21 protein-coding genes and 1 pseudogene are annotated in these 20,090 nt (G+C 69.2%); 10 read left to right on the forward strand and 12 right to left on the reverse strand.

From position 1 onward, the window contains the following. Positions 1-28: 28 nt before the first annotated feature. Together greA and ACTWQF_RS03475 are read right to left on the reverse strand one after the other, a co-directional pair. Positions 29-526: a transcription elongation factor GreA gene (gene greA / locus ACTWQF_RS03470; protein WP_443276922.1), complete on the reverse strand. Its 498-nt coding sequence runs from the start codon at positions 524-526 to the stop codon at positions 29-31. Positions 527-710: 184 nt separating this feature from the next. Further along, positions 711-1,142 carry a DUF4307 domain-containing protein gene (locus tag ACTWQF_RS03475; RefSeq protein ID WP_443276923.1) on the reverse strand — a complete coding sequence of 144 codons (432 nt, stop codon included), beginning with the start codon at positions 1,140-1,142 and terminating at the stop codon, positions 711-713. A gap of 178 nt (positions 1,143-1,320) precedes the next feature. Here ACTWQF_RS03475 and mca point away from each other — a divergent pair, with 178 nt between their 5' ends. The 3 genes from mca to msrA all read left to right on the forward strand — a co-directional run bounded on the left by mca (position 1,321) and on the right by msrA (position 3,248). Beyond that, positions 1,321-2,199 carry a mycothiol conjugate amidase Mca gene (gene mca / locus ACTWQF_RS03480; RefSeq protein WP_443276925.1) on the forward strand — a complete coding sequence of 293 codons (879 nt, stop codon included), beginning with the start codon at positions 1,321-1,323 and terminating at the stop codon, positions 2,197-2,199. Between the two features lie 4 nt (positions 2,200-2,203). After that, positions 2,204-2,515, forward strand: coding sequence for a hypothetical protein (locus ACTWQF_RS03485; protein ID WP_443276927.1), 312 nt, complete (start codon positions 2,204-2,206; stop codon positions 2,513-2,515). A gap of 70 nt (positions 2,516-2,585) precedes the next feature. Next, positions 2,586-3,248, forward strand: coding sequence for a peptide-methionine (S)-S-oxide reductase MsrA (gene msrA / locus ACTWQF_RS03490; RefSeq protein ID WP_443276929.1), 663 nt, complete (start codon positions 2,586-2,588; stop codon positions 3,246-3,248). A 61-nt stretch (positions 3,249-3,309) separates the two neighbouring features. Here msrA and ACTWQF_RS03495 read toward each other — a convergent pair whose 3' ends face one another. Together ACTWQF_RS03495 and ACTWQF_RS03500 are read right to left on the reverse strand one after the other, a co-directional pair. Further along, positions 3,310-4,161 (reverse strand): hypothetical protein, encoded by an 852-nt coding sequence (locus tag ACTWQF_RS03495; protein ID WP_443276931.1) that lies wholly within the window; start codon positions 4,159-4,161, stop codon positions 3,310-3,312. Positions 4,162-4,224: 63 nt separating this feature from the next. Further along, complete coding sequence (locus ACTWQF_RS03500) at positions 4,225-4,665, reverse strand: hypothetical protein (protein WP_443276933.1); 441 nt, start codon at positions 4,663-4,665, stop codon at positions 4,225-4,227. A 529-nt stretch (positions 4,666-5,194) separates the two neighbouring features. Between ACTWQF_RS03500 and ACTWQF_RS03505 the strand changes: the two genes are divergently transcribed. The 5 genes from ACTWQF_RS03505 to ACTWQF_RS03525 all read left to right on the forward strand — a co-directional run bounded on the left by ACTWQF_RS03505 (position 5,195) and on the right by ACTWQF_RS03525 (position 10,542). Next, positions 5,195-5,536 carry a hypothetical protein gene (locus ACTWQF_RS03505; protein WP_443276934.1) on the forward strand — a complete coding sequence of 114 codons (342 nt, stop codon included), beginning with the start codon at positions 5,195-5,197 and terminating at the stop codon, positions 5,534-5,536. A gap of 471 nt (positions 5,537-6,007) precedes the next feature. Further along, positions 6,008-6,526, forward strand: coding sequence for a snapalysin family zinc-dependent metalloprotease (locus tag ACTWQF_RS03510; protein WP_443276935.1), 519 nt, complete (start codon positions 6,008-6,010; stop codon positions 6,524-6,526). Between the two features lie 233 nt (positions 6,527-6,759). Then, complete coding sequence (locus ACTWQF_RS03515) at positions 6,760-8,427, forward strand: sulfatase family protein (RefSeq protein ID WP_443276936.1); 1,668 nt, start codon at positions 6,760-6,762, stop codon at positions 8,425-8,427. 14 nt (positions 8,428-8,441) lie between these two features. Next, the gene (locus tag ACTWQF_RS03520) at positions 8,442-9,140 is read left to right on the forward strand and encodes a response regulator transcription factor (protein ID WP_443276938.1); all 699 of its coding nucleotides are present in this window, start codon (positions 8,442-8,444) and stop codon (positions 9,138-9,140) included. Then, positions 9,115-10,542 (forward strand): HAMP domain-containing sensor histidine kinase, encoded by a 1,428-nt coding sequence (locus tag ACTWQF_RS03525; RefSeq protein ID WP_443276940.1) that lies wholly within the window; start codon positions 9,115-9,117, stop codon positions 10,540-10,542. The genes ACTWQF_RS03520 and ACTWQF_RS03525 overlap by 26 nt, the downstream gene beginning before the upstream one ends. Before the next feature lie 155 nt (positions 10,543-10,697). Here ACTWQF_RS03525 and ACTWQF_RS03530 read toward each other — a convergent pair whose 3' ends face one another. The 4 genes from ACTWQF_RS03530 to ACTWQF_RS03545 form a co-directional block, all read right to left on the reverse strand. Further along, entirely contained in the window at positions 10,698-11,306 is a 609-nt protein-coding gene (locus ACTWQF_RS03530; RefSeq protein ID WP_443276942.1) for a GTP-binding protein, read from the reverse strand. Next, entirely contained in the window at positions 11,254-11,691 is a 438-nt protein-coding gene (locus ACTWQF_RS03535) for a DUF742 domain-containing protein (protein ID WP_443276944.1), read from the reverse strand. Before ACTWQF_RS03535 ends, ACTWQF_RS03530 begins: the two co-directional genes overlap by 53 nt. A 63-nt stretch (positions 11,692-11,754) precedes the next feature. After that, positions 11,755-12,231 (reverse strand): roadblock/LC7 domain-containing protein, encoded by a 477-nt coding sequence (locus tag ACTWQF_RS03540; protein ID WP_443244034.1) that lies wholly within the window; start codon positions 12,229-12,231, stop codon positions 11,755-11,757. Next, a complete protein-coding gene (locus ACTWQF_RS03545) occupies positions 12,212-14,614 on the reverse strand; it encodes an ATP-binding protein (RefSeq protein WP_443276945.1) in 2,403 nt (800 codons plus the stop codon). The genes ACTWQF_RS03540 and ACTWQF_RS03545 overlap by 20 nt, the downstream gene beginning before the upstream one ends. Before the next feature lie 483 nt (positions 14,615-15,097). Between ACTWQF_RS03545 and ACTWQF_RS03550 the strand changes: the two genes are divergently transcribed. Continuing rightward, positions 15,098-16,237 (forward strand): substrate-binding domain-containing protein, encoded by a 1,140-nt coding sequence (locus ACTWQF_RS03550; protein ID WP_443276946.1) that lies wholly within the window; start codon positions 15,098-15,100, stop codon positions 16,235-16,237. Positions 16,238-16,290: 53 nt separating this feature from the next. Here the strand turns inward: ACTWQF_RS03550 and ACTWQF_RS03555 are convergent, their stop codons facing one another. The 4 genes and pseudogenes from ACTWQF_RS03555 to ACTWQF_RS03570 form a co-directional block, all read right to left on the reverse strand. Beyond that, a complete protein-coding gene (locus tag ACTWQF_RS03555) occupies positions 16,291-17,181 on the reverse strand; it encodes a DUF6924 domain-containing protein (RefSeq protein WP_443276948.1) in 891 nt (296 codons plus the stop codon). 108 nt (positions 17,182-17,289) lie between these two features. After that, positions 17,290-17,502 (reverse strand): annotated as a pseudogene (locus tag ACTWQF_RS03560) (MmyB family transcriptional regulator); the annotation flags it as partial. A gap of 84 nt (positions 17,503-17,586) precedes the next feature. Further along, positions 17,587-19,026: a hypothetical protein gene (locus ACTWQF_RS03565; RefSeq protein ID WP_443276949.1), complete on the reverse strand. Its 1,440-nt coding sequence runs from the start codon at positions 19,024-19,026 to the stop codon at positions 17,587-17,589. Positions 19,027-19,137: 111 nt separating this feature from the next. Further along, a complete protein-coding gene (locus ACTWQF_RS03570; protein WP_443276951.1) occupies positions 19,138-19,521 on the reverse strand; it encodes a winged helix-turn-helix transcriptional regulator in 384 nt (127 codons plus the stop codon). A gap of 95 nt (positions 19,522-19,616) precedes the next feature. Between ACTWQF_RS03570 and ACTWQF_RS03575 the strand changes: the two genes are divergently transcribed. Continuing rightward, complete coding sequence (locus ACTWQF_RS03575) at positions 19,617-20,015, forward strand: YybH family protein (RefSeq protein WP_443276952.1); 399 nt, start codon at positions 19,617-19,619, stop codon at positions 20,013-20,015. The last annotated feature ends 75 nt before the right edge of the window (positions 20,016-20,090 follow it).

Raw genomic sequence — 20,090 nt, forward strand, 5'->3', positions numbered from 1 at the left:
GGCCCGGCAAGGCTAGGGCCGGTAGGGATCAGCCCTGGTAGGGCTTGGCCTCCAGGATGCGGACCGAGGCCATCTTGCCGTTCGGCAGCTCGTACTCGGCGTCCTGACCGACCTTCTTGCCCATCACGCCGGAGCCCAGGGGCGACTGCGGAGAGTAGGTCTCGATGTCCGAGCTGGCGTATTCGCGGGACGCCAGGAGGAAGGTGATGGTGTCGTCCTCGTCACCGTCGAAGGCGATCTTGACCACCATGCCGGGCTCGACCACACCGTCGTCCGCCGGAGCCTCACCGACCTTGGCGTTCTCCAGGAGCTGCTGAAGCTGCCGGATCCGCAGCTCCTGCTTGCCCTGCTCCTCCTTGGCCGCGTGGTACCCGCCGTTCTCGCGGAGGTCGCCCTCCTCGCGAGCCGCCTCGATCTTCTTGGAGATCTCGGTGCGTGCAGGACCCGACAGGTACTCCAGCTCGGCCTTGAGCTGGGCGTACGCCTCCTGGGTCAGCCAGGTGACGTTCTCGCTGGTCTGGGTCACAGGTGCTCCTCGTCGGTACTGGGGATATCAGCTGATGCAGCAAACGCCCTACCAGAAAGGGTGCGCCTTCACTGGTGGGCGAAACCACGAGCTTAACAATTCCGTCGGAAAAGGGAAGAAGACCCTCGCTCCACCGCAGGTCAGCGCGGTCCGCGGGGCATGCCGGTGAGCGGGGCCGCCGGGCTCAGCCCGACTGGCAGCCCACCAGCTCCGCGCTGGTGGCGCGAGCCGTCGTACGCACCGTGATCACCTTGTCGACCCGAGAGGCCCCCGCGGGGAACTCCGCGTCCTTGCGGCCGACCTCGCTGCCGTTCTCGGCCTGGGTACGCAGCGTGCACACGCCCGCGACGCCCGCTTCCTTGCGCACCTCCAGATGCACTTCCACGGCGCTGTCGGAGACGACCTTGAACTTGATCAACTCGCCGCTCACGTCCTGGTCCGAGACGTAGGAGGCCCCGATCCAGCCGATCAGGGCGAGCATCAGCACACCCAGCACACCGCCGGTGATCTTCAGACGGCGGTCGGTGCGCGCCTCCGCGCTCCCGTCCTGACCCACAGAGCGGCCCGCCGTACGCCCGTAACGCCCTTCGGGGACCTGTTGGCGCAGGTCAACCATGGTCCGTTCCTCTCGGCATACGCTCCGGTCGCGCCCTGAGGGCCGGGCCGGAGCTGGGCGGGGTCGTACCGGGAATACATCACGGTGCTGATTCGGTCACTATAGAAGCCGCCCCCGGAACCGCCGAAGGCGGGCCGGGCCGATGGCGGAGCCGCTTTGACCTTATGAGGATTGAGTTGTGACTGAGCAACTGCGACTGATGGCCGTGCACGCGCACCCCGACGACGAGTCGAGCAAGGGCGCGGCCACCATGGCGAAGTACGTCGACGAGGGGGTGGACGTACTTGTCGCGACGTGCACGGGGGGTGAGCGGGGCTCCATCCTCAACCCGAAGCTCCAGGGCGACACCTACGTCGAGGAGCACATCCACGAGGTACGCCGGAAGGAGATGGACGAGGCCAGGGAGATCCTGGGCGTCAAGCAGGCGTGGCTCGGCTTCGTCGACTCGGGCCTGCCCGAGGGCGACCCGCTGCCGCCGCTGCCGGAGGGCTGCTTCGCGCTCCAGGACGTGGACGAGGCCGCCGGCGCACTGGTCCGCCTGATCCGCGAGTTCCGTCCCCAGGTGATCACCACCTACGACGAGAACGGCGGCTACCCGCACCCCGACCACATCATGACCCACAAGATCTCGATGGTCGCCTTCGAGCACTCCGCGGACACCGAGAAGTACCCGGAGGCGGAGTTCGGCCCGGCGTGGCAGCCGCAGAAGCTCTACTACAACCAGGGCTTCAACCGGCAGCGCACCGAGGCCATGCACAACGCGATGCTGGAGCGCGGCCTGGAGTCCCCGTACACCGAGTGGCTGGAGCGCTGGGAGCAGATGGGGATCAAGGAGCGCCAGATCACCACCTTTGTGCCCTGCGGCGAGTTCTTCGAGATCCGTGACAAGGCGCTGATCGCGCACGCCACCCAGATCGACCCCGACGGCGGCTGGTTCCGGGTCCCGATGGACATCCAGAGGGACGTCTGGCCGACCGAGGAGTACGAGCTGGCGAAGTCCCGCGTGGAGACGTCCCTCCCCGAGGACGACCTCTTCGCGGGGATCCGCGAGAATTGACGGTATGAGCCCGACGCAGACAACGCTCGTCCAGGTCCTCCCACTGGCGAAGGACCTGGACGAGAACAAGGTGACCCCCGGTGTGCTCGGCTTCATCGTCTTCGCGTTGATCGGCGCTGCCGTGTGGATGCTGATGAAGTCGATGAACAAGCACATGAAGCGCGTGGACTTCGAGGAGCAGCCCGCGGACGAGCCGCCCGCGGACAAGCAGCCCTCGGCGGGCGGCAGCTCCGAGAAGACCGCGGCGGATGACGACGCACCCGCCGACGCGCCCGCCGAGGCCGCGGCCTCGGCACCCCCGAAGCGGAAGGGCTGAAGCGGAGGGCTGAGGCCCCCTCCTCCCTCCAGACCCTCCGCATCCGACCTCCGTCCGTCTGGAGAACGACATGTTCGGCAGGTTCAAGAACCGCGTCCCCACTCCCGAGGAGGCCCTCAAGGGCCGCCCGGAGCCGGAGTACGCGGTGCCCGAGCGTCACACCGTGCTCGGCACGGCGCTCCAGGGCCCGTACCCGGAGGGCCTGGAGGTCGCCGACTTCGGCATGGGCTGTTTCTGGGGCGCCGAGCGCGTCTTCTGGACGACGCACGGTGTCTGGACGACTCTCGTCGGCTACCAGGGCGGCTCCACCCCGAACCCGACGTACGAGGAGGTCTGCTCGGGCCTCACCGGCCACACCGAGGCCGTACGCGTCGTGTTCGACCCGTCGAAGGTCGGTTACGAAGCTCTGCTCAAGCGCTTCTGGGAGGCCCACGACCCGACCCAGGGCTTCCGCCAGGGCAACGACACCGGCACCCAGTACCGCTCCGCGGTCTACACCCACTCCCCCGCCCAGGCAGCCACCGCCGAAGCGTCCCGGACCGCCTACCAGCAGGTCCTCACCGCCTCCGGGCACGGCGACATCACCACGGAGATCCTCCCCGCCGAGGACCGCCCCTTCTACCCCGCCGAGGGCTACCACCAGCAGTACCTGGACAAGAACCCCGCCGGCTACTGCGGCATCGGCGGCACGGGCGTCTCTTGCCCGGTGGGCATCGCCCCGGCGGGCGACTGACGGGCAGTGACTCGCCCGTCCGGGGCGGTGAGCTTGCGGCGGTGAGCCGGTGCGGACGCGTTCAGGCGGCGGTCGGGAGCAGTTTGTAGTGGAGGCGGAGCGCGGTCGCTGACCACAGGCGCAGTACGTGGTCCGTGCGGAGCGTCCCTTCGATGTCGGTATAGACGCGGAACGTCTCGTGGATGGGCACGCGGGCGGCGTGGATGCCGCCCGCATGCTCGACCACGACATAGGCACCGTTGCCCCCGAACTCCCCGGCTGGAGAGGTCAGCTGCAGCGCGCCGTCCGACGTTACGGCCGGCCGCAGGAAGACCTGCACATTGCCCGCTTCCAGAGGAAAGGCCACGTGCACGCTGGGCTGCCGGGCGCCCGGCAGCAGCCGCGCCGAATAGCATCCGCTGTAGACGTACTCGCCCGTGGAGCGGAGCTTGCGCAGCCAGCCGGCCGCACGCTGCCGCCCGTCCGGCCCGACGATGGTGGCCACCCTGCTGTCCATGCCGTGCGCGACGTCGAGCGGTCGCATCGGCAGCGCGAGTTGCTGCACCCGGCGCCCGAAGAACCGCGACACGAGTGCGCCGCCGGGCTGGAAAAGCGGACTCCACTGGGTCCACACCTCCAGCCGCCAGTCGGAGGTGTGCTCGTAGAACTCCCTTATTCGCGGCTGTAGTTCGGCCGTCCGGAAGCCCGGCCCGTCCAGCTGCTCCATGTCCGCCAGCAGCCCCGCGCCGCTCTCCTCCCGGACGGTGCCTCCGTACGCCGCCGCAGCCCCGTGCAGCCATCCGTCCCCGATCGTCTGCGCGTCGTGCATGGGAGCATCCAGCCACCGGTGCTTCCCATCCAGATCGACGGGCCGCCCCCGGATACGCCAGAACGCCCGGGTGGCACGGTCGACCCGCGGCATGAACCCACTCATGCGGACAGTCTCTCCTGTACGGCGAGCCCGATTCGGGCAATGTGGTCGAGCCCCGCGAGTGGGTCAAAAGAGCTCGAAGACCGTGAACTTCGCACTCCATAGTGAGTCATCGGCAAAGCTCAATCCGGTGTACTTGCCCAGCAATACCTGGGCAAGCGTCTCTCCATCCCGAAAATCGCGGGACGCGAGCTCCATGCAAGCGTCGGAACCCTCTGCCGCCAGCTCCTGACGACCATCGCGATAGTGCAACGCAGCTGGTGTGTCGTCGACGCGTACAAGGTACAGATCTGTCGACGCCGACGCCTCGGCCAAGAACTCCGGGAGGCCTGAGAGCCTGTGCCAGACGTCAATCACGACGACCCAATCGCCGCTCTTCGTCACGCACAACTCCGACCCCCGACTTGCGGAGGTCGCGTCCTCGAAACCCATCGTGCGGTCTGTCTCGCCGAACACATCCGGAACCGCATCAGCGAGTTCATCTGCCCGAACGGCGACTATCTCCATGCTCCATCCCATCGCCGGATCCTAGCAATGCAGACGCGGGAGTCCGGCATGGGCGCCGGGAGGAACTCGCATGCCGCTCGGCTTCTGGACGAATCCCCCCGAGGACGACGAGACTGCCACTTGACCCGAACCTCAGTGTCCAGCACCGCAGCTTTTGACGACGTCCGCGAATTCATTCTCGCGGTCGCTTTGGACGGGGTGAGGGCGCACTCTTCCACTTCGCGTAGGACCTCGGGCCGGTGGTGTTGTGGGCGCGATCCGTAGCAGTCGTCCGGCCGGGTCGGCCATACCCGCACGTTCACTCCGTCTCGGCGGTGTTTGTGCTCGTGGTCGGCGGCGATCAGCGCGAGGGGCGTCATGCCTGCGGGGCGGACCGGAATGCCCGAGTTGACAACGGGCCACCCTTTGGCCACTGTTGACGCCCCATCACCGGCCGTCATCAGGGGGGAATCTCTCAGATTCCCCCCTCAAGTAATCGCGCAGAAATTGATGACGGTCAACGTTGCAAAACTCGGAAGGAAGTTTACGAATGCGGAACAAGCCCGCCCGGTCTGTCATATTTGCTGTGAGCGGCACTGCTGCCCTGGTTCTGAGTCTGACTGCCTGTGGCAGTGACGACAGCGGTGTCGACAAGGCCGCTGTAGCGAAGGCGCTGGACAAGGACACCAAGAAGGTTCTGGGCGGTAAGACCGGCATGTCGGAGGAGAAGTGGGACAAGTTGATTGACTGCAGCGCTGACGTCATGGTGGAAAATGGGGACCCCGAAGACCTGCAAGCATTCGTCGACGGGAAGAAGAAGGCCAAAGACGTGAAGCCGAAGGAGGGCAAGACGAAGGCAGACATCAACAAGGCCGGAGAGAAGTGTGGCTGACGGGTCCTGATCTCGATCGGCAATCGCAATTCGGCCTCGGGGGAGCCTGCACATCCGTACGCCCCGCGAGCAGCGCGGCTCCCGCAGCGAGCCGCCGCCGAATTCCCCGTATATCGACCGTGCTCGCGCACCTTGGCGGTCGCGCGGTGCTCAGCCCTTCGACAGAGGCATTCGGTGACATGCCTCGTGGGTGCCAGGAGCAACTACCAGGGTGCGGCCATGGGCTACGGCATGGAGATCGTTGCGCTCAGGAGCGACGAACTCGCTGACGCGGTGCCGGATGAGTGCGAAGTTCACGGTCTTTGACCCTGCTTGACGCCTTCCTCACCTGATCGCAGCACGCGCGGAGGGGTTGGCTTGGGCGCGGAAGGGGCAGATGCTGGTGCGGAATGTCATGAGCATGATTCCACCCCCCCCACCCACAGGAGGATCACCGTGACACTCAGAAACGCAGCGCGGGCATTAATCACCATGCTCGTGGTGGCGCTGTCCTGGACCGTCAGCCAGGCGTCCGCCACAGCCGCGCCCCCAGCACCCGCCGCCGCGGTCGTCTTGACGTACGACACCTCGGGAGCCGCGGAGTTCGTCGACGCGGTCGACAAGGGCGCGGCGGTCTGGAACGACAGCGTGAAGAACGTCCAGCTGAAACCGGCCGCGTCGGGCGACGAGGCCAACATCGAGATACTCGCGGACGACGGCTGGCCGCGTGCCCAGACCACCAGCCTGGGCAACGGCACCGTCTGGATGGGGCGGCAGGCGGTGGACGAGGGGTACGACACCACTCGCATAGCCGCGCACGAACTCGGCCACATCCTGGGGCTCCCGGACATGAAGCCAGGCCCGTGCAGCAGCCTCATGTCCGGCTCCTCCGCCGGGGTCGAGTGCACCAACCCCAACCCCGACGACAGTGAACGGGCCGCCGTCGAGGACAACTTCGCGGGCGCCGGCGTCAGCCCTGCGGTGTTCGAGCCTCGGGTGTACCAGGACTGACCCACCGTCCCTCATCTCGTGACGGGCACGGTGCCGCCGCACACTGGGCGGCACCGTGCCCGTCCGACACGTAACGCCAGCCGGTGCCAACGCCTTGGTTCTGCGAGAGGTTTGACCGTGGGGCCTTCACTTTTGGCAAGCGATGATCCAGTTGCGTCCGGTCCGCCGAGAGCTGATCGCATTCGTACGCCGGCTTGACACTCCTCGAACATTGCTTCCGGATGCTGGCCGCCATGAAGTCCACGAGCACCGCGAAAGTGCTGAGTCTGCTTCTTCTGCTGCTGCCCTCCGCTACCGGGTGCGTCGGCGTACAGGCCGACCCGCAGGAGAAGAAGAAGCGGCCCAACGTGCTGATGGTGATGACCGACGACCAGTGGCTCGAGTCGATGAGAATCATGTCCCGGACCCGGAACCTACTGGGCGACGAGGGCGTGACTTTCGACCGCTACCACCCGTCGACACCTCTGTGCTGTCCCTCGCGATCGACCTACCTGAGCGGGCAGTTCGCACACAACAACGGCGTACGGCACAACAGCGCCCCGCAGGGCGGCTACGACAAGCTCGACGAGAAGAAGACGCTGCCGGTGTGGATGCAGAAGGCCGGCTATGTCACCTCGCACATCGGCAAGTACCCCAACGGCTATGGCAGGAAGGACCCGAAACACGTGCCGCCCGGCTGGGACGAGTGGCGCGGCTCGGTGGACCCGACCACGTACCAGATGTGGGGCTACAAGCTCAATGAGAACGGCAAGCTGCGCACGTACGGGAAGCCCGACGAGGAGGACCCGGAGCTCTATCAGACCGATGTGTACCGCGACAAAGGTGTCGACTTCATCAAGCGCAAGGCCGAAGAGGACAAGCCCTTCTTCCTGAGCCTCGCTTTCCTCGCACCGCACGGGGAGAACCAGAAGGTGCTGAGCGAGAAGTCCAAGCCGAACGCCGACGGAGCCCCGCGTCCGGCGCCCCGCCACAAGGGCGAGTTCGCGGACGAGAAGCTGCCCGAGAACCCCGCGTACAACGAGACCGACATGCGGGACAAGCCAAGGTTCCTGATGAGCCGCCCGAAGCTGGACCGCGAGACCACCGAGCGCATCACCGAGAGCTACCGAGGGCGGCTGGAATCGCTGCTGGCCGTGGACGAGGCCGTGGAGAAGCTGATGAGCACGCTCAAGTCCACCGGCCAACTGGACAACACCTATGTTCTGTTCACCGCTGACAACGGATTCTTCTTCGGCGAGCACCGCGTACCCACGGGAAAGTTCCTCCCGCACGGCGCATCGGGACAGGTACCGATGCTGCTGCGCGGCCCCGGCATCGCCGCAGGGCAGCACTCGAAGGAGCTGACCAGCAACGCGGACCTGGCCGCCACCATCACGGACATCGGCGGCGCCGACCCGGACCGCGCGCTCGACGGCCGTTCGCTGCTGCCGTACGGGCGTGACCCCCGCAAGCGCAGCGACCGGCCGGTGCTTCAGGAGATCGCGGAAGGTGCCCGCCGCACACCGGCGAGCGGCCCCGGCCATGGCAAGCCCCCAGCTGCGGGGCCGCCGAACGACGACACCTCCGCGGGGCGGGCAGCGGGCGCCGGAGATCTCGACCAGGACGGCGACGCCTCGCCCCCTGCTGCGTCGCAGGGGAAACAGAACCGAAAGGGCCCCCGCAAGGCACGGTCCGTGGCATACGAGGCGATCCGGGCCGACCGCTATCTCTACATTCGCTACGTCACGGGCGCCCGGGAGCTGTACGACCTGGCCACCGATCCACACGAGTTGACCTCACGCCACAACGATCCCGACTACGCAAAGGCGCGTACGTTCCTCGACCGCCGGCTCGACAGGCTGCAAGGGTGTACGGGTGAGGAGTGCCGGGAGGAGATACCGCAGGCGCCCGAGCCCGGGTGAGCTGCCGTATACCGGTGAGGAGGGGACAACTGACCGGACGCAACCGCGGTCTCGTACTGGTCGTCGAGGACGAGCGGGCCATCGCCGAGCTGGTCCGCACGTATCTGGTACGCGACGGCTTCACCGTCATCACCGAGTCGACCGGGGAGGCGGCGCTGGCGACGGCGCGCCGACACCGCCCCGTTGCGCTGATTCTCGACATCATGCTGCCCGATATGGAGGGCACCGAGGTGTGCCGGCGGCTGCGCGGCCGGCAGGACTGGACGCCGGTGCTGTTCCTCACCGCGCGCGACGAGGAGGTGGACCGGCTGCTCGGCCTGGAGCTGGGGGCCGACGACTACGTCACCAAGCCCTTCAGCCCACGGGAGCTGGTGGCTCGGGTGCGTGCCGTGCTGCGCCGCACCTCGGGCATCGTCGCCGAGCAGATACGCTGCGTCGGCCCGGTGCAGGCCGACATGCCGCGCCGCCGCGTCTTTGTGGGGGACGGGCCCGTGGAGCTGACGGCCACCGAGTTCGATCTGCTCGCCCATCTGATGGAGCGGCCAGGACGGGTCTGTACGCGCAGCGATCTGCTGGCCGCGGTGTGGGGTCACCGTTCCGACGTGGGGACGCGGACGGTCGATGTGCACATCGCGCAGCTGCGGGCCAAGCTGGGCTGGGGAGCAGCGGTGATTCGGACGGTGCGGGGTGTCGGATACAGCGTGGAGGAGTGAACCGGCCACCGGCACGGGCCGGTTGTCCAAGTGGCCGCTGTCCGGCCGCGCCGGGCGGATGACGTCCCGTACCGTGCTCGTCACTCTGCTCGTGGCGATCGTCTCGGTGTTCGCCACCGCGGCCGTGGGGGTGCCGCTCATACGTGAGGCCGCGACCGCTCACGCCCGGCAGTCACTGCGCGAACAAGCGGACGTGGCAGCGACCATGCTCGCCGCGCGCCGCGGCCGTCCGGCGCAGGTGCAGCAGATGGCGCGGCTGATGCGCAGCAACGGCATCCGTATCTCCCTCGTACGCGCACACACCCCCGACCGCGGCTGGGTCCCCGGATCCGCGATGCGCCGGCTCGGCCAAGGGAAGCCGGTCCACAGCCGCGTCACCCGGAACGGCGAAGAGGTGCTCTTCGAGGCCCGGCCGGTCGGAAGAGCCGGCGGCGTCGTGCTGATGCAGCAGGTTTCCGAAGCCCGCGGGGAGACGGTCGGGCTGCGGCTGGCGCTCGCGCTGGCCGTCGGCGCATCCGCGGGCACCCTCGCAGGCGTACTCCTGGCCAGGCGGCTGTCCCGGCCGCTGCGGCAGGCAGCACGGACGGCGGACCGCATACGGCAGGGCGACCGCAGCTGCCGCATGCCGTTGAATCAGCCCGGGGAGGTGCGCGAACTCTCCAGCGCCCTCAACGAGTTGGCCACCGCGCTGGAGGTCAGTGAGCGGCGCCAGAAGGACTTCCTGATGTCCGTCTCCCACGAACTGCGTACCCCGCTGACGACCATACGCGGCTACGCCGAAGCCCTCGCCGACGGCGTGCTGTCCACGGACGCGGACACCGCGCAGGACGCCGGGCACACCGTGCTGACCGAGGCGAAACGCCTCGACCGGCTCGTCACCGATCTCCTCGCACTCGCCCGCCTCCAGGCGGACGACTTCGCCGTCGAACAGGAGGAGGTCGATGTCACCGCGCTGGCCGCAGCGGCGGTGACCGCCTGGCGTCCGTCCCTGGAAGGCAACGGCGCCGAGCTGCGCACCGAGCTGCCGCCGCATTCCGTGCGGGTGCACACCGACCCGGTACGGCTGCGGCAGGTGCTGGACATCCTGATGGAGAACGCGGGCCGAGTCGCGCCACACGCACCGCTGGTGGTCGCGCTCGCCGCGGAAGCCGACGCTGCCTCCGGTTCCTGCGGGCAGGTGCTGCTCTCGGTACGCGACGGCGGTCCCGGTCTTACGGACGAAGACCTCCGGGTCGCCTTCGAGCGTGGCAGACTCCACCGCCGCTACCGGGACAACCGACCGGTCGGTACGGGGCTCGGTCTCGCCCTCGCGGCACAGCTCGTCGACAAGCTCGGCGGCACGATCACCGCCGCCCACGCCCCGGAAGGCGGCGCCCACTTCACGATCCGGCTGCGGCCGTGAGGTTCCGGCGGATCTTGCGTGTCCGGCATGGTGGGCTGCGCCCCGAAGGGGCGCGGGGAACTGCGCGACCAGCCACAGACACACCCGCAGCCCGCAGCCCGCAGCCCGCAAGCAACCGACAGGGGCACCCCCTCACCGGAACAGCGGGAGTCAGCTCACTCCCCGTTCTCCGCGCGAGCGAGGGCGACTTGCAATACCACCAGCAGGGCATCGCGGACCGACCCTGTCTCCCGAGCGTCGAAAACAACCAGCGGAACGTGCTCGGAGACATCCAGCGCCCAGCGCACCTGGTCGAGGTCGTGCTGGATCTCCCCGTCGAACGCATTGACGGCGACGGCGAAGGGGATGTCCTTGTGCTCGAAGTAGTCCACCGCCGCGTAACAGTCGTCCAGCCGGCGGGTGTCCACGATCACCAGTCCACCGAGGGCGCCCTCGGTCACGTCGTCCCACATGAAGCCGAACCGGTCCTGGCCCGGAGTGCCGAACAGGTAGAGCTTCAAGGTCGGGGAGATAGTGATGCAGCCGAAGTCCATGGCGACCGTGGTGGTGGTCTTGCCGGGAGTGTGCGTGAGATCGTCCACGCCCGCCGCGACCTCCGTGATCGCGGCCTCGGTGGTCAGCGGCCGGATTTCGGAGATCGCGCCCACGGCCGTCGTCTTGCCGACCCCGAAGCCACCGGCGATGACCAGTTTGACCGGCAGCGGCGGCTGTTCAGCTGCTGTCGCGGAGTGAGCCCCGTGAGTCGGGGACGGCACGGAGACCATCGATAACCCTTCGCAGTACGGAGATGTCCTGGGCGGTCCTGGCGTTCGGCACATGCACCGCCAGATGTCCGGCGGCGCGCAGGTCGTCGGCCAGCACTCGGACCACGTTGAGGTGCAGCCGCAGCCGGGCGGCCAGCTCCGCCACCGACTGGGGCCGTCGGCAGGCGGCGACGATGTCGTGATGTTCGAAGGTGAGCGAGTCCAGGGCCGAGAGCCCGGTCGACGTCGCCACGATCTGGGTCTCGACCGGGAGCGGTGCGCCGCTCCCGGCGACCCGGCCGGCGGTCAGCAGGAACGGCCGGATCGCGGGAGCGCGGCCCACCGGCTCCGGCGAGTCCCACGCACTGCCCGCACCCTCGTGCGGTACTGGTTCACCGGCGGCCATCACGATCCCTCCTGAGTGCCTGCACCCCTGCCTCCGCGCCGTGCCTCGACCAAGCCGGACGGATCAGCCGGCCGGGGCTGCGCCGGCGCTCTTCTTGAGCTCCAGCACCAGCTGCGGGGTGAGCGCCGAACCGGCCCGGTTGGCGAAGAGGGTCATCTCGTAGGCGATGTTGCCCAGCTTCGCCTCCTTGGAGGTCACCACGCCGAGCACGGCACCGCAGCCGATGGCCGACACCAGTACGTGGCCGCCCTCCAGGTCGATGATGACCTTGTTGAGGCCGCCGAGACCGTAGTTGCCGGAGGCGCCCGCGGCCAGGCTCGTGATGCCCGAGACGATCGCGGCGAGCCGCTCGGAGGCTTCCTGCTCGCGCGGCTGGGAGACGGCGATCAGCAGGCCGTCGGAGGACACCGCGATGGCGTCGACGACGCCTGCGGTCTCGGTGGCGAACCGGTCGAGCAGCCAGGTGAAGTCGGCCACGGCGGCTCGCAGGTCGGTGGTTTCTGCCCGCTCGGAACTGCTGTTACCTGTCGGCGTGCTCACTGCCCGGCTCCTTCGGAAGTTGCTGGTGTTGCGGCGATGCCGGCTCCGCCGGGGCAGCGGCACCGTCCTGCTCCGCCCTGCGCACGGCCGCCTCGAACTCGTCGAGTTCCGAACGGACCGCGTCGGCGTCGACGGGTTGGCGCACGGCCGGGATACCCCGGTCGGCCGGTGGTGTGGTCATGGGGAGTGTCGCTCCTCGTACCCGCCGTCGCAGCGGCCTGGGGGCCTGTGCGGCGGACGGCTGGTCGGCAGCGGTGGTCTGCTCCGCGTCCTTGGCGGCGCCGGTCTCCTCCGCACTCGTACGGACCGGGATGCGCCGGGGGAGACCGCCGTCCGGTGACGGGGCCGCCGGACGCCGCTCGGGCTGGGTGGTGGGGGCCGGTGCGGGCACGGACTTGACGGCTACCGGCACGGGCGCGGGTCCGGCGGAGGGCTCGGCGGGCTCCTGCGGGGAGCTCGTCGCACGTTCCGGCACCGGTCCGGCCACGTTGTCGGCCGGGGCCGGCTGCTGCGTGAGGTCGGTGGGCTTCGAGGTCAGCAGGAGCGCGGAGGGAATCCAGACGGTGCCGGTGATCCCGCCGCCCGGCGTCCGGCTCAGGGCGACCCGGATGCCCCAGCGCCGGGCGAGGCTGCCGACCACGAAGAGGCCGAGCACCTTGGTCGGTACGAGGTCGAGCCGTTCCCTGCGGATCAGCCGGGCGTTCTCCTCCGCGAGGCGTTCCGCACTCATGCCGAGGCCGTGGTCGATGACCTCGATCAGCGCACCGCCGTCCGAGGTGACGTCGGCACCGGGCCGGACGACCACCTCGACGGGCGTGTGGGACGGGGAGAACGTGACCGCGTTCTCCAGCAGTTCGGCGAGCATCAGCGTCAGGTCGCCGATGATGTCGGGCGCGACGGTGACGTCCGCCTCGGCCCGCAGGGACACCCGCTGGTACGCCTGGATCTGGCCGAGCCCCGCCCTCAGGACGTTGGCCAGGGTCGTCGGCCGGGCCTCCATCTCGGTCTCCCTGATGCCGGCGAGCAGCATCAGGCTGTCGGCGTTGCGCTGGAGGCGTACGGCGATGTGGTCGATGCGGTAGAGCCGCTCCAGGACCTCGGGGTCGGTCTCCTCGCGTTCGACGGCATCGATCAGCATGAGCTGACTCGATGTGAGGTTGCTGACGCGGCGTCCGACGTTGCCGAACATCTCGGCGACGTTGCGGCGGCTGAGCACCTGCCGTTCCAGCAGCGCCGCGGCGGTGACCTGGACCTGGTTGAACGCCTCGGCCAGATTGCCGACCTCGTCGCGGACCGGGACGGGGATCGGCCGCGGCTGCAGCGGAGTGCTGTCCTCCGACTCGTCCTCCCCGACCCGGGCGAGCTCCTCGCCCGCCACGTCGACCACCTGCTGCGCCGCGCCGGTCAGAGCCGTCAGCGGCCGTACGACCGAGCGCCGGACCAGGACGGAGAAGGTCAGCCAGGAGGCGAAACCGAGCAGCGCGAGACCGAGCAGGGCCAGGGCCCTGTCCAGGGCGCTCTCGGAGAGTTGGTCGGCCCGGGCGGCGATCTGCTCGATCAGCGACCCGGTGATGGCGTTGCGGGCCTCGGCCTGCCGCGTTCCGGCGGCCATCGCCTTGCGCAGCGCTTGCGGCGACTGGCCCTGGAGGGAGCTCGGGTCGATCCGGAGCTCCTCGAACTGGGCGTCGACGCCGTTCTCCTCGGCATTGCGCTCGATGCCGCTCAGGGCCAGGACCTGCTTGGGGGTCGCGATCCTGCCGAACCGTTCCTCCTGGTACGTGTAGATCTCATGGGCACCGACCGCGCGGGTGTACTCGGTGAGGGCGTTGGCGTCCTGGGTCTGTGCGGAGAACACCCCGCTCTCGAACGCCGCGTGAGCGGCGTCGGCGCGCAGCACCGTATCGAGCAGGCCGGTGACCGAGGAGGTCTCGGTGCCGGAGAACCGGTCGAGCCCGACACCGTCGATCAGGTAGGTGACCGCGGCGGCGTACGCGGGACTGATTCCGGCCGCGGGGACCGAGCCCCGTTCGACCTTGTCGCGCAGCACGGCGAGGCTCTCGATGTACTCGAGTGCCTGCGTCTCCTCCTTCGGCAGGTGCGAACCGAAGGCCGAACGAACGGCGGTGACCTGCTTGTCGGTGGCCAGCTGCGCCTGGCGGTAACCGGTGGTCGAGGGCAGCGCTGCACCGGGCTTGGTGTCCTCGTGCCGCACGGACAGCAGGAGCGCCTGCCGCTGTTCGGCCTGCACGGAGTTGATCAGCCGCGTGACCTGCTTGCTGTCACGCACCAACTCCGCGATCCGGCCGGCGTCCTGGGCCTGCCCCACCTGGCTGCTGACGCTGACGCCCAGGAGCACGCCGACAGCCACGACGGGCACGATCACCAGAACGTTGAGTTTCCGCCGGAACGGCCATCGGTCGAGGAAGGCTCCAGCCCTCCGCCGAAACCGCGGTTTCCGCGCAGCATGCCGAGCCGGATCGCTTTCGCGCGGTGGGTCCACTGTGTCCACTGACGCCCCTGGCCTCCTTCCATGTACTTCAGCGGTGACCGAGGTGTCGTTGTTACCGAACCACCGACGACCGGGGGAGCGTGACGCTCTCATAACTCACGCCGAACTCACACCGAATGCGAGCGAAAAGATCGCGCCACATATCCGGGGGCGGTGAACACTACCGTTTGCGCGCGTACATGCAAGACATGTCTTGATCCAGGACACGAAGTCTGCGCTGTTTGTAGGCTTTTCGTTCACCACTTCGTTCGCGGGGAACGCCCCCGGTCCTACCGAGCCGGCTCCACCCGTACTCTGTGTCTCCCCTTGGCCCCGGCCCAAGCCGTCCGTAACCTCTCTTGCCTTGTGAGGAGAACCGTGCATCCCACCCGCAAGGCGGTCGTGACAGCCGCCGCACTCCTGACCGTGGTCTCCGCAGCCGGCTGCGAATCCGACACCACCGCATCCCACAGCAACAACGGCCCCGCCAAGCCGGGGTGCCCCGCAGCGCTCAGCAGAGCCAAGCAGGCCGTGAAGAAGGCCCAAGACGTCGACGCCCCCTGGACCGGACCCACCACCGGCCCCAAGGCCGTCCACGGCAAGTCCATCGTCTACATCGCCCAGACCCTGTCCAACCCCGGCGTCGCCGGTGTGGCCCAAGGCGTGCAGGAGGCCGCCAAGGTCGTCGGATGGCGCGCCCGGACGATCAACGGCAAGGGCACCCCGGACGGCGTCCGGGCCGCGTTCAAGGAGGCCCTCGCCCTCAAGCCGGACGGCATCGTCCTCGGCAGCTTCGACTTCAAGGTGGCCCGCAAGGAGGTCGAGGAGGCGAACAAGGCCGGCATCCCGCTGATCGGCTGGCACGTCACCCCCTCCCCCGGTCCCGCCAAGAAGCCGAAGCTCTTCACCAACGTCACCTCCAGCCTCGGGGACGTCGCGAAGATCAGCGCCGACTGGACCATCGCCCGGTCCAACGGCCGGGCGGGCGTGGTCGTGTTCACCGACCCCACGATTCCCTTCGCCAAGCGCAAGTCGGATCTGATCAAGAAGCGACTCGCCACCTGCTCCGACGTCAAGCTGCTGAAGACCGAGAACCTCCCCATCCCCGAAGCCAACAGCCGCTCCAACAAGGAGGTCTCCTCCCTGCTCAAGCGCTTCGGGGACAAGTGGACCTACTCCATCGCCATCAACGACCTGTACTTCCGCCACGCCGCCCCCGCCCTCCGCGCCGCGGGCAAGAAGGGCGCGGGCGCCCCGTTCAACATCGGCGCCGGTGACGGGGACCCGTCGGCCTTCCAGCGCGTCAACGGCAAGCAGTTCCAGACCGCCACCGTGCCCGAACCGCTCTCCGAACAGGGCTGGCAGATCATCGACGAGTTCAACCGCGCCTTCTCCGACCGGCCGGCCAGCGGATACGTCGCTCCCGTCCACATCTCCACCGCTGACAACACCGGCGGCGCCCTGTCCTGGGACTCCGAGGGCTACCGCCAGGCTTACCGCAAGATCTGGGACTCCTGACCGGGTGGTGCGCGCTGCCGTACGCCGCCCGCCTCCACGAAGTCGGCGTCCATCTACACGAAGTCGCCGAAGTCCACATTGGCCAGCTCCAGGTTGACGGCCATCAACCCGGCCTCGGCCAAGGGGATGCGGGTGGCCTGGCCCGGGGTGTCGTACAGGTCCACCACGAACAGCGGGTGAGCCGGGTCCGCCATGGTCGCGGCGTCCGCGAGCGCGACCATGGTGGTGTGCTCGGCGGGCGGCACCAGTGCGGGGACCTGCCCCGGCTGGAGGTGTGCGAACCGGCGGTCGTCGACGACAAGGGCGCACATGTCCACATCGGAGAACTCCTCACCCATGGGCAGCTGACCGTCGCCGTCCGACTCGCCCAGTGCGGCCAGCAGCGCACGCCAGCCCCGGTCGTCACTGAAGTCCGTGCGGACCAGCAGCGTCACGTCGCAGGCCGGGAGCCGAGGGAACCCGGTGCGGACCACCGTCGTCGGCGTGGGGACCGCCGGAGCGTCGTTGGCGCCCTGATAGACACCGAACCGGTCCATCCCGCGTACGAGATCGTCGAAGTGGAGGGAGCCGCCCAGCAGTTCCGTCAGAACGTGGCCGAGCGCCATCGCCGGGACCCGGACTCCGCGCCCGGGGATGTCCCGCAGGTCCACCAGCAGCACATCAGGGCTCCCGTAAACGGCGGAGATGTCCACGATCACGGCGAGCGGCGCCGCGCTGCCCTCCCCGACGAGCGCGGGGAAGTTCCCACCGTGGAGGAAGTCCCATCGCGGGTTCTCCGCGAGGCGGAGCCGCACCCCGCCGTCCCCCAGGGCGACCGTGTCCCCCTCCCGCCGCCCGCCGAGGGCACGGAGAACCTCGTCCCACTGCGCCCTGCCCTCCTCGTAGCAGGCGCAGATGACCAGCACTTCGCCGGGCGCGGGAACGGGAAGCTTCGGATACGGCATGGGACCTCCACCACGAGGGACGGGAACGGTGAGTGGCCGGGAGAATCCCTTCGCCCGGGAAATCCCTTGCCACGCCGCCGATTGTGCCGAGCCCCTCTGACAGCGAGATCACATCCCGTGCGGGGCGGATTCCGTTTCCGGGGGTACGACCGCCGGGGTCTCGGCCGCCAGGTCCGCGAGCAGGCGCAGAGCGGCTTCCGAGGAAGTGCCCGGGACAGCGTTGTGGATCGCCACGCGCTGACCCTCGTCGGGAAGGGCCAGGAACTCCGCGTTGAGGGTGAGCGAGCCGACCAGAGGGTGGCGGAAGGTCCGGCACCTGCCGCCGGGAGCGCGGCCGGCGGCCCAAGAAGCTCACAGCCCACCCGGAGTCCGGGCAGGCGCGGGGGCGGGAGCCGCTGTCAGCGGTCAGGGCGTGACCCTGCGGGGCGGTACGGCAACGTGCCAGCCCGGGTTGTAGGTGCCGGGGACGGGGTGGAGCTGCCAGCCCGCCCCTGCCGCCCAGGCGGGGAGCGCGATCCGGCGGAGCACCAAGGCGTGCGGGCGGCCCGCGGGGGCGGTCCGGCAGCCCGCGGTGTGCGCGACGGGGATGGTGGAGCTGTTGCCCGCCAGTACGCAGGGCGGGCGTACGCCGTGAGCGCGCAGCACGCGTTCCATGCGCTGCCAGTCCTGGCGGGCCGCGGCCTGGATGCCGGAGTGGAGCTCCAACTGGTGCAGCTGGAGCGCCAGATGCAGCAGCGCCACGGCGCCCGCCAGCGGGGCGAGTACCCACAGCCGCCGCGCCCGGCGCGCCCACCGCACGGCGCCGCCCACCCCCAGCGCCGCCACCGGCGCCAGCAGCGCATAGCTGGGCAACAGGAAGCGCGGGGCCGCGTAGTCCATGAAGAAGAGGTACGGAACGGCCACGGCGGCAGCCGCGAGGGTGGGCAGCACTGCGAGCGCCGTACGGCCGTCCCTGCGTGCCGCATGGACGCCCAGGGCGATCAGCGGCGGGATCAGCAGCCACCACCCCGCGGACGACCATTCGACCGTCGCACCGTCGCAGGGGCGGCACAGCAGCGGCCCGTCGAGTGCTGCGGCGTGCTGCCGCAGGGTGCCGAGGGAGAGCCGCGGGCCCATCCCGCCCTGGATCTCCCCCGCCGCGTGCACCCGCTCCAGTACCCCGCCGAAGCGGAGCCGGGCTTCCACGGCCCAGGGGAGCACGCCGAGGACCACCCCGCCGGTCACGGCCACCACGGACCGCACGGCCCGGGTCCCGGACAACTCCCCCTTGATACGGGCACACAATGCCGCCGCCAGCAGTACCGCTGCGGGCCACACCGTGTCGTTGGGCCGCATCAGCGTGGCGACACCGAGCGCCACTGCCGCCGCCACGTACGTACGCGCCCGAGGCGCATCGGGCCCGGCGCCGCGTACGAGGCAGCCGACGGCACCGGTCAGCCCCATCGCCACATAGTGGTTGGGCATCGCGGCGCCCGCGTAGAACAGCGCGATCCACACGCTGCCGTACAGCGCGGCGGCAACCGGAACCACTCGGCGACGCCGGATCGCCCGCAGCCACGGCAGATACCCCAGATACAGGGCCAGCGACGCCACCACGGTCAGATAGCAGCGCAACAGCACCACGGAGTCACCGACCGCCGCGACAGGTGCGATCAGCGCCGGTACGCCGCGTGTGCGCGGGGCACTGAACGGCGTTTCGGGGCCGAACGGTGCGAAACGGCTGGCATATACGAGTTCGTCCCAGCCGAGGGGGAGGCCGGGGTGGACGACGACCAGTGAGAGCGCCCCGAACGCGGTGCAGACGCCGGCCAGCCAGCGGTGGTCAACTCGTACGGAAGATGACATACCGGCATCTTCCTGCCGAAGGCATGCCCCCTTGCGTTTTCGACTGCCGCCGACAGGTCGTGTTGGGGGGCGGGAGCCCTCCAACAGAGGGAGGGTCCCAACTCTGGGCCCTCAGGCGTTGGAGGCGCCCCAGTCCCACAGGGACTGGAGGACGGGCCCCAGGGCCCGCCCGCGCTCGGTGAGGCGATACCGAACCGTGGTGGGCCAGCCCGGCAAACGCTCACGCCGTACGACACCGACATCGACAAGCTGCCGAAGCCGGTCGGCCAGCACCTTGTCGGAGAGGTCAGGCAACACCGCGCCGAGCTCGCTGAACGTATGTGAGCCACCGCGCAGCAGTTCGCGAACGACCAGCGTCGTCCAGCGACCACGCAACGCATGCAGCGTGATCTCGACCGGGCAGGACGGCATGGGCGCGGCCGTCCTGGCCCGCGGATCGTCGGGCAGGCCGGGCTGGGAATCGCGGTGGCCGCAACTGACCGTTCGGTGAGCCACGTCAGCGGGTCCTAACGTCGGGAGCGTCCGTACGCGCCGAGCCTACGGCGCCGTTCGAGCCGAAGGGGAACCCCACTGTGAGCAGCAAAAACAGCATGGCCGAAGCAACCGGCGCAGCCCCTCTCCCCCTTGCCCGCGAGGCGGCCGAGGTCCCGGCCGTCTTCGCCGAGCGCTTCAACACCGGGCAGCCACAGGCGGTGGCCGAGATGTACGCGCCCGGCGCCGTCTTCGTCTCTCCGGACGGCAGCGTGGCCGACTCGCCCGAGAGCATCGCCCGTGCCAACGAGGAGTTCCTCGCACTCGGCCTGCCGATCACCGTCCGGCCGCGGCACATCTATACGGCGGACGACACGGCACTGCTCGTCGTCGACTGGGAGATCGATGGCACGGCCCCGGACGGGCAACCGCTGCACATCCAGGGCACGGCCACCGATGTCGCACGGCGGGGCTCCGACGGCATATGGCGGTACGTGATCGACCGCCCGGCGGGCTAGTCGTGCCCCGCGCCACTTCGAGGCGCGTCCACCTGCGGCTGCCCGCCATCGGGAAATCCGTCGAACACCGGTACG

The organism is Streptomyces sp. 8N114 (assembly GCF_052245835.1).
Classification (GTDB): Bacteria; Actinomycetota; Actinomycetes; order Streptomycetales; family Streptomycetaceae; genus Streptomyces.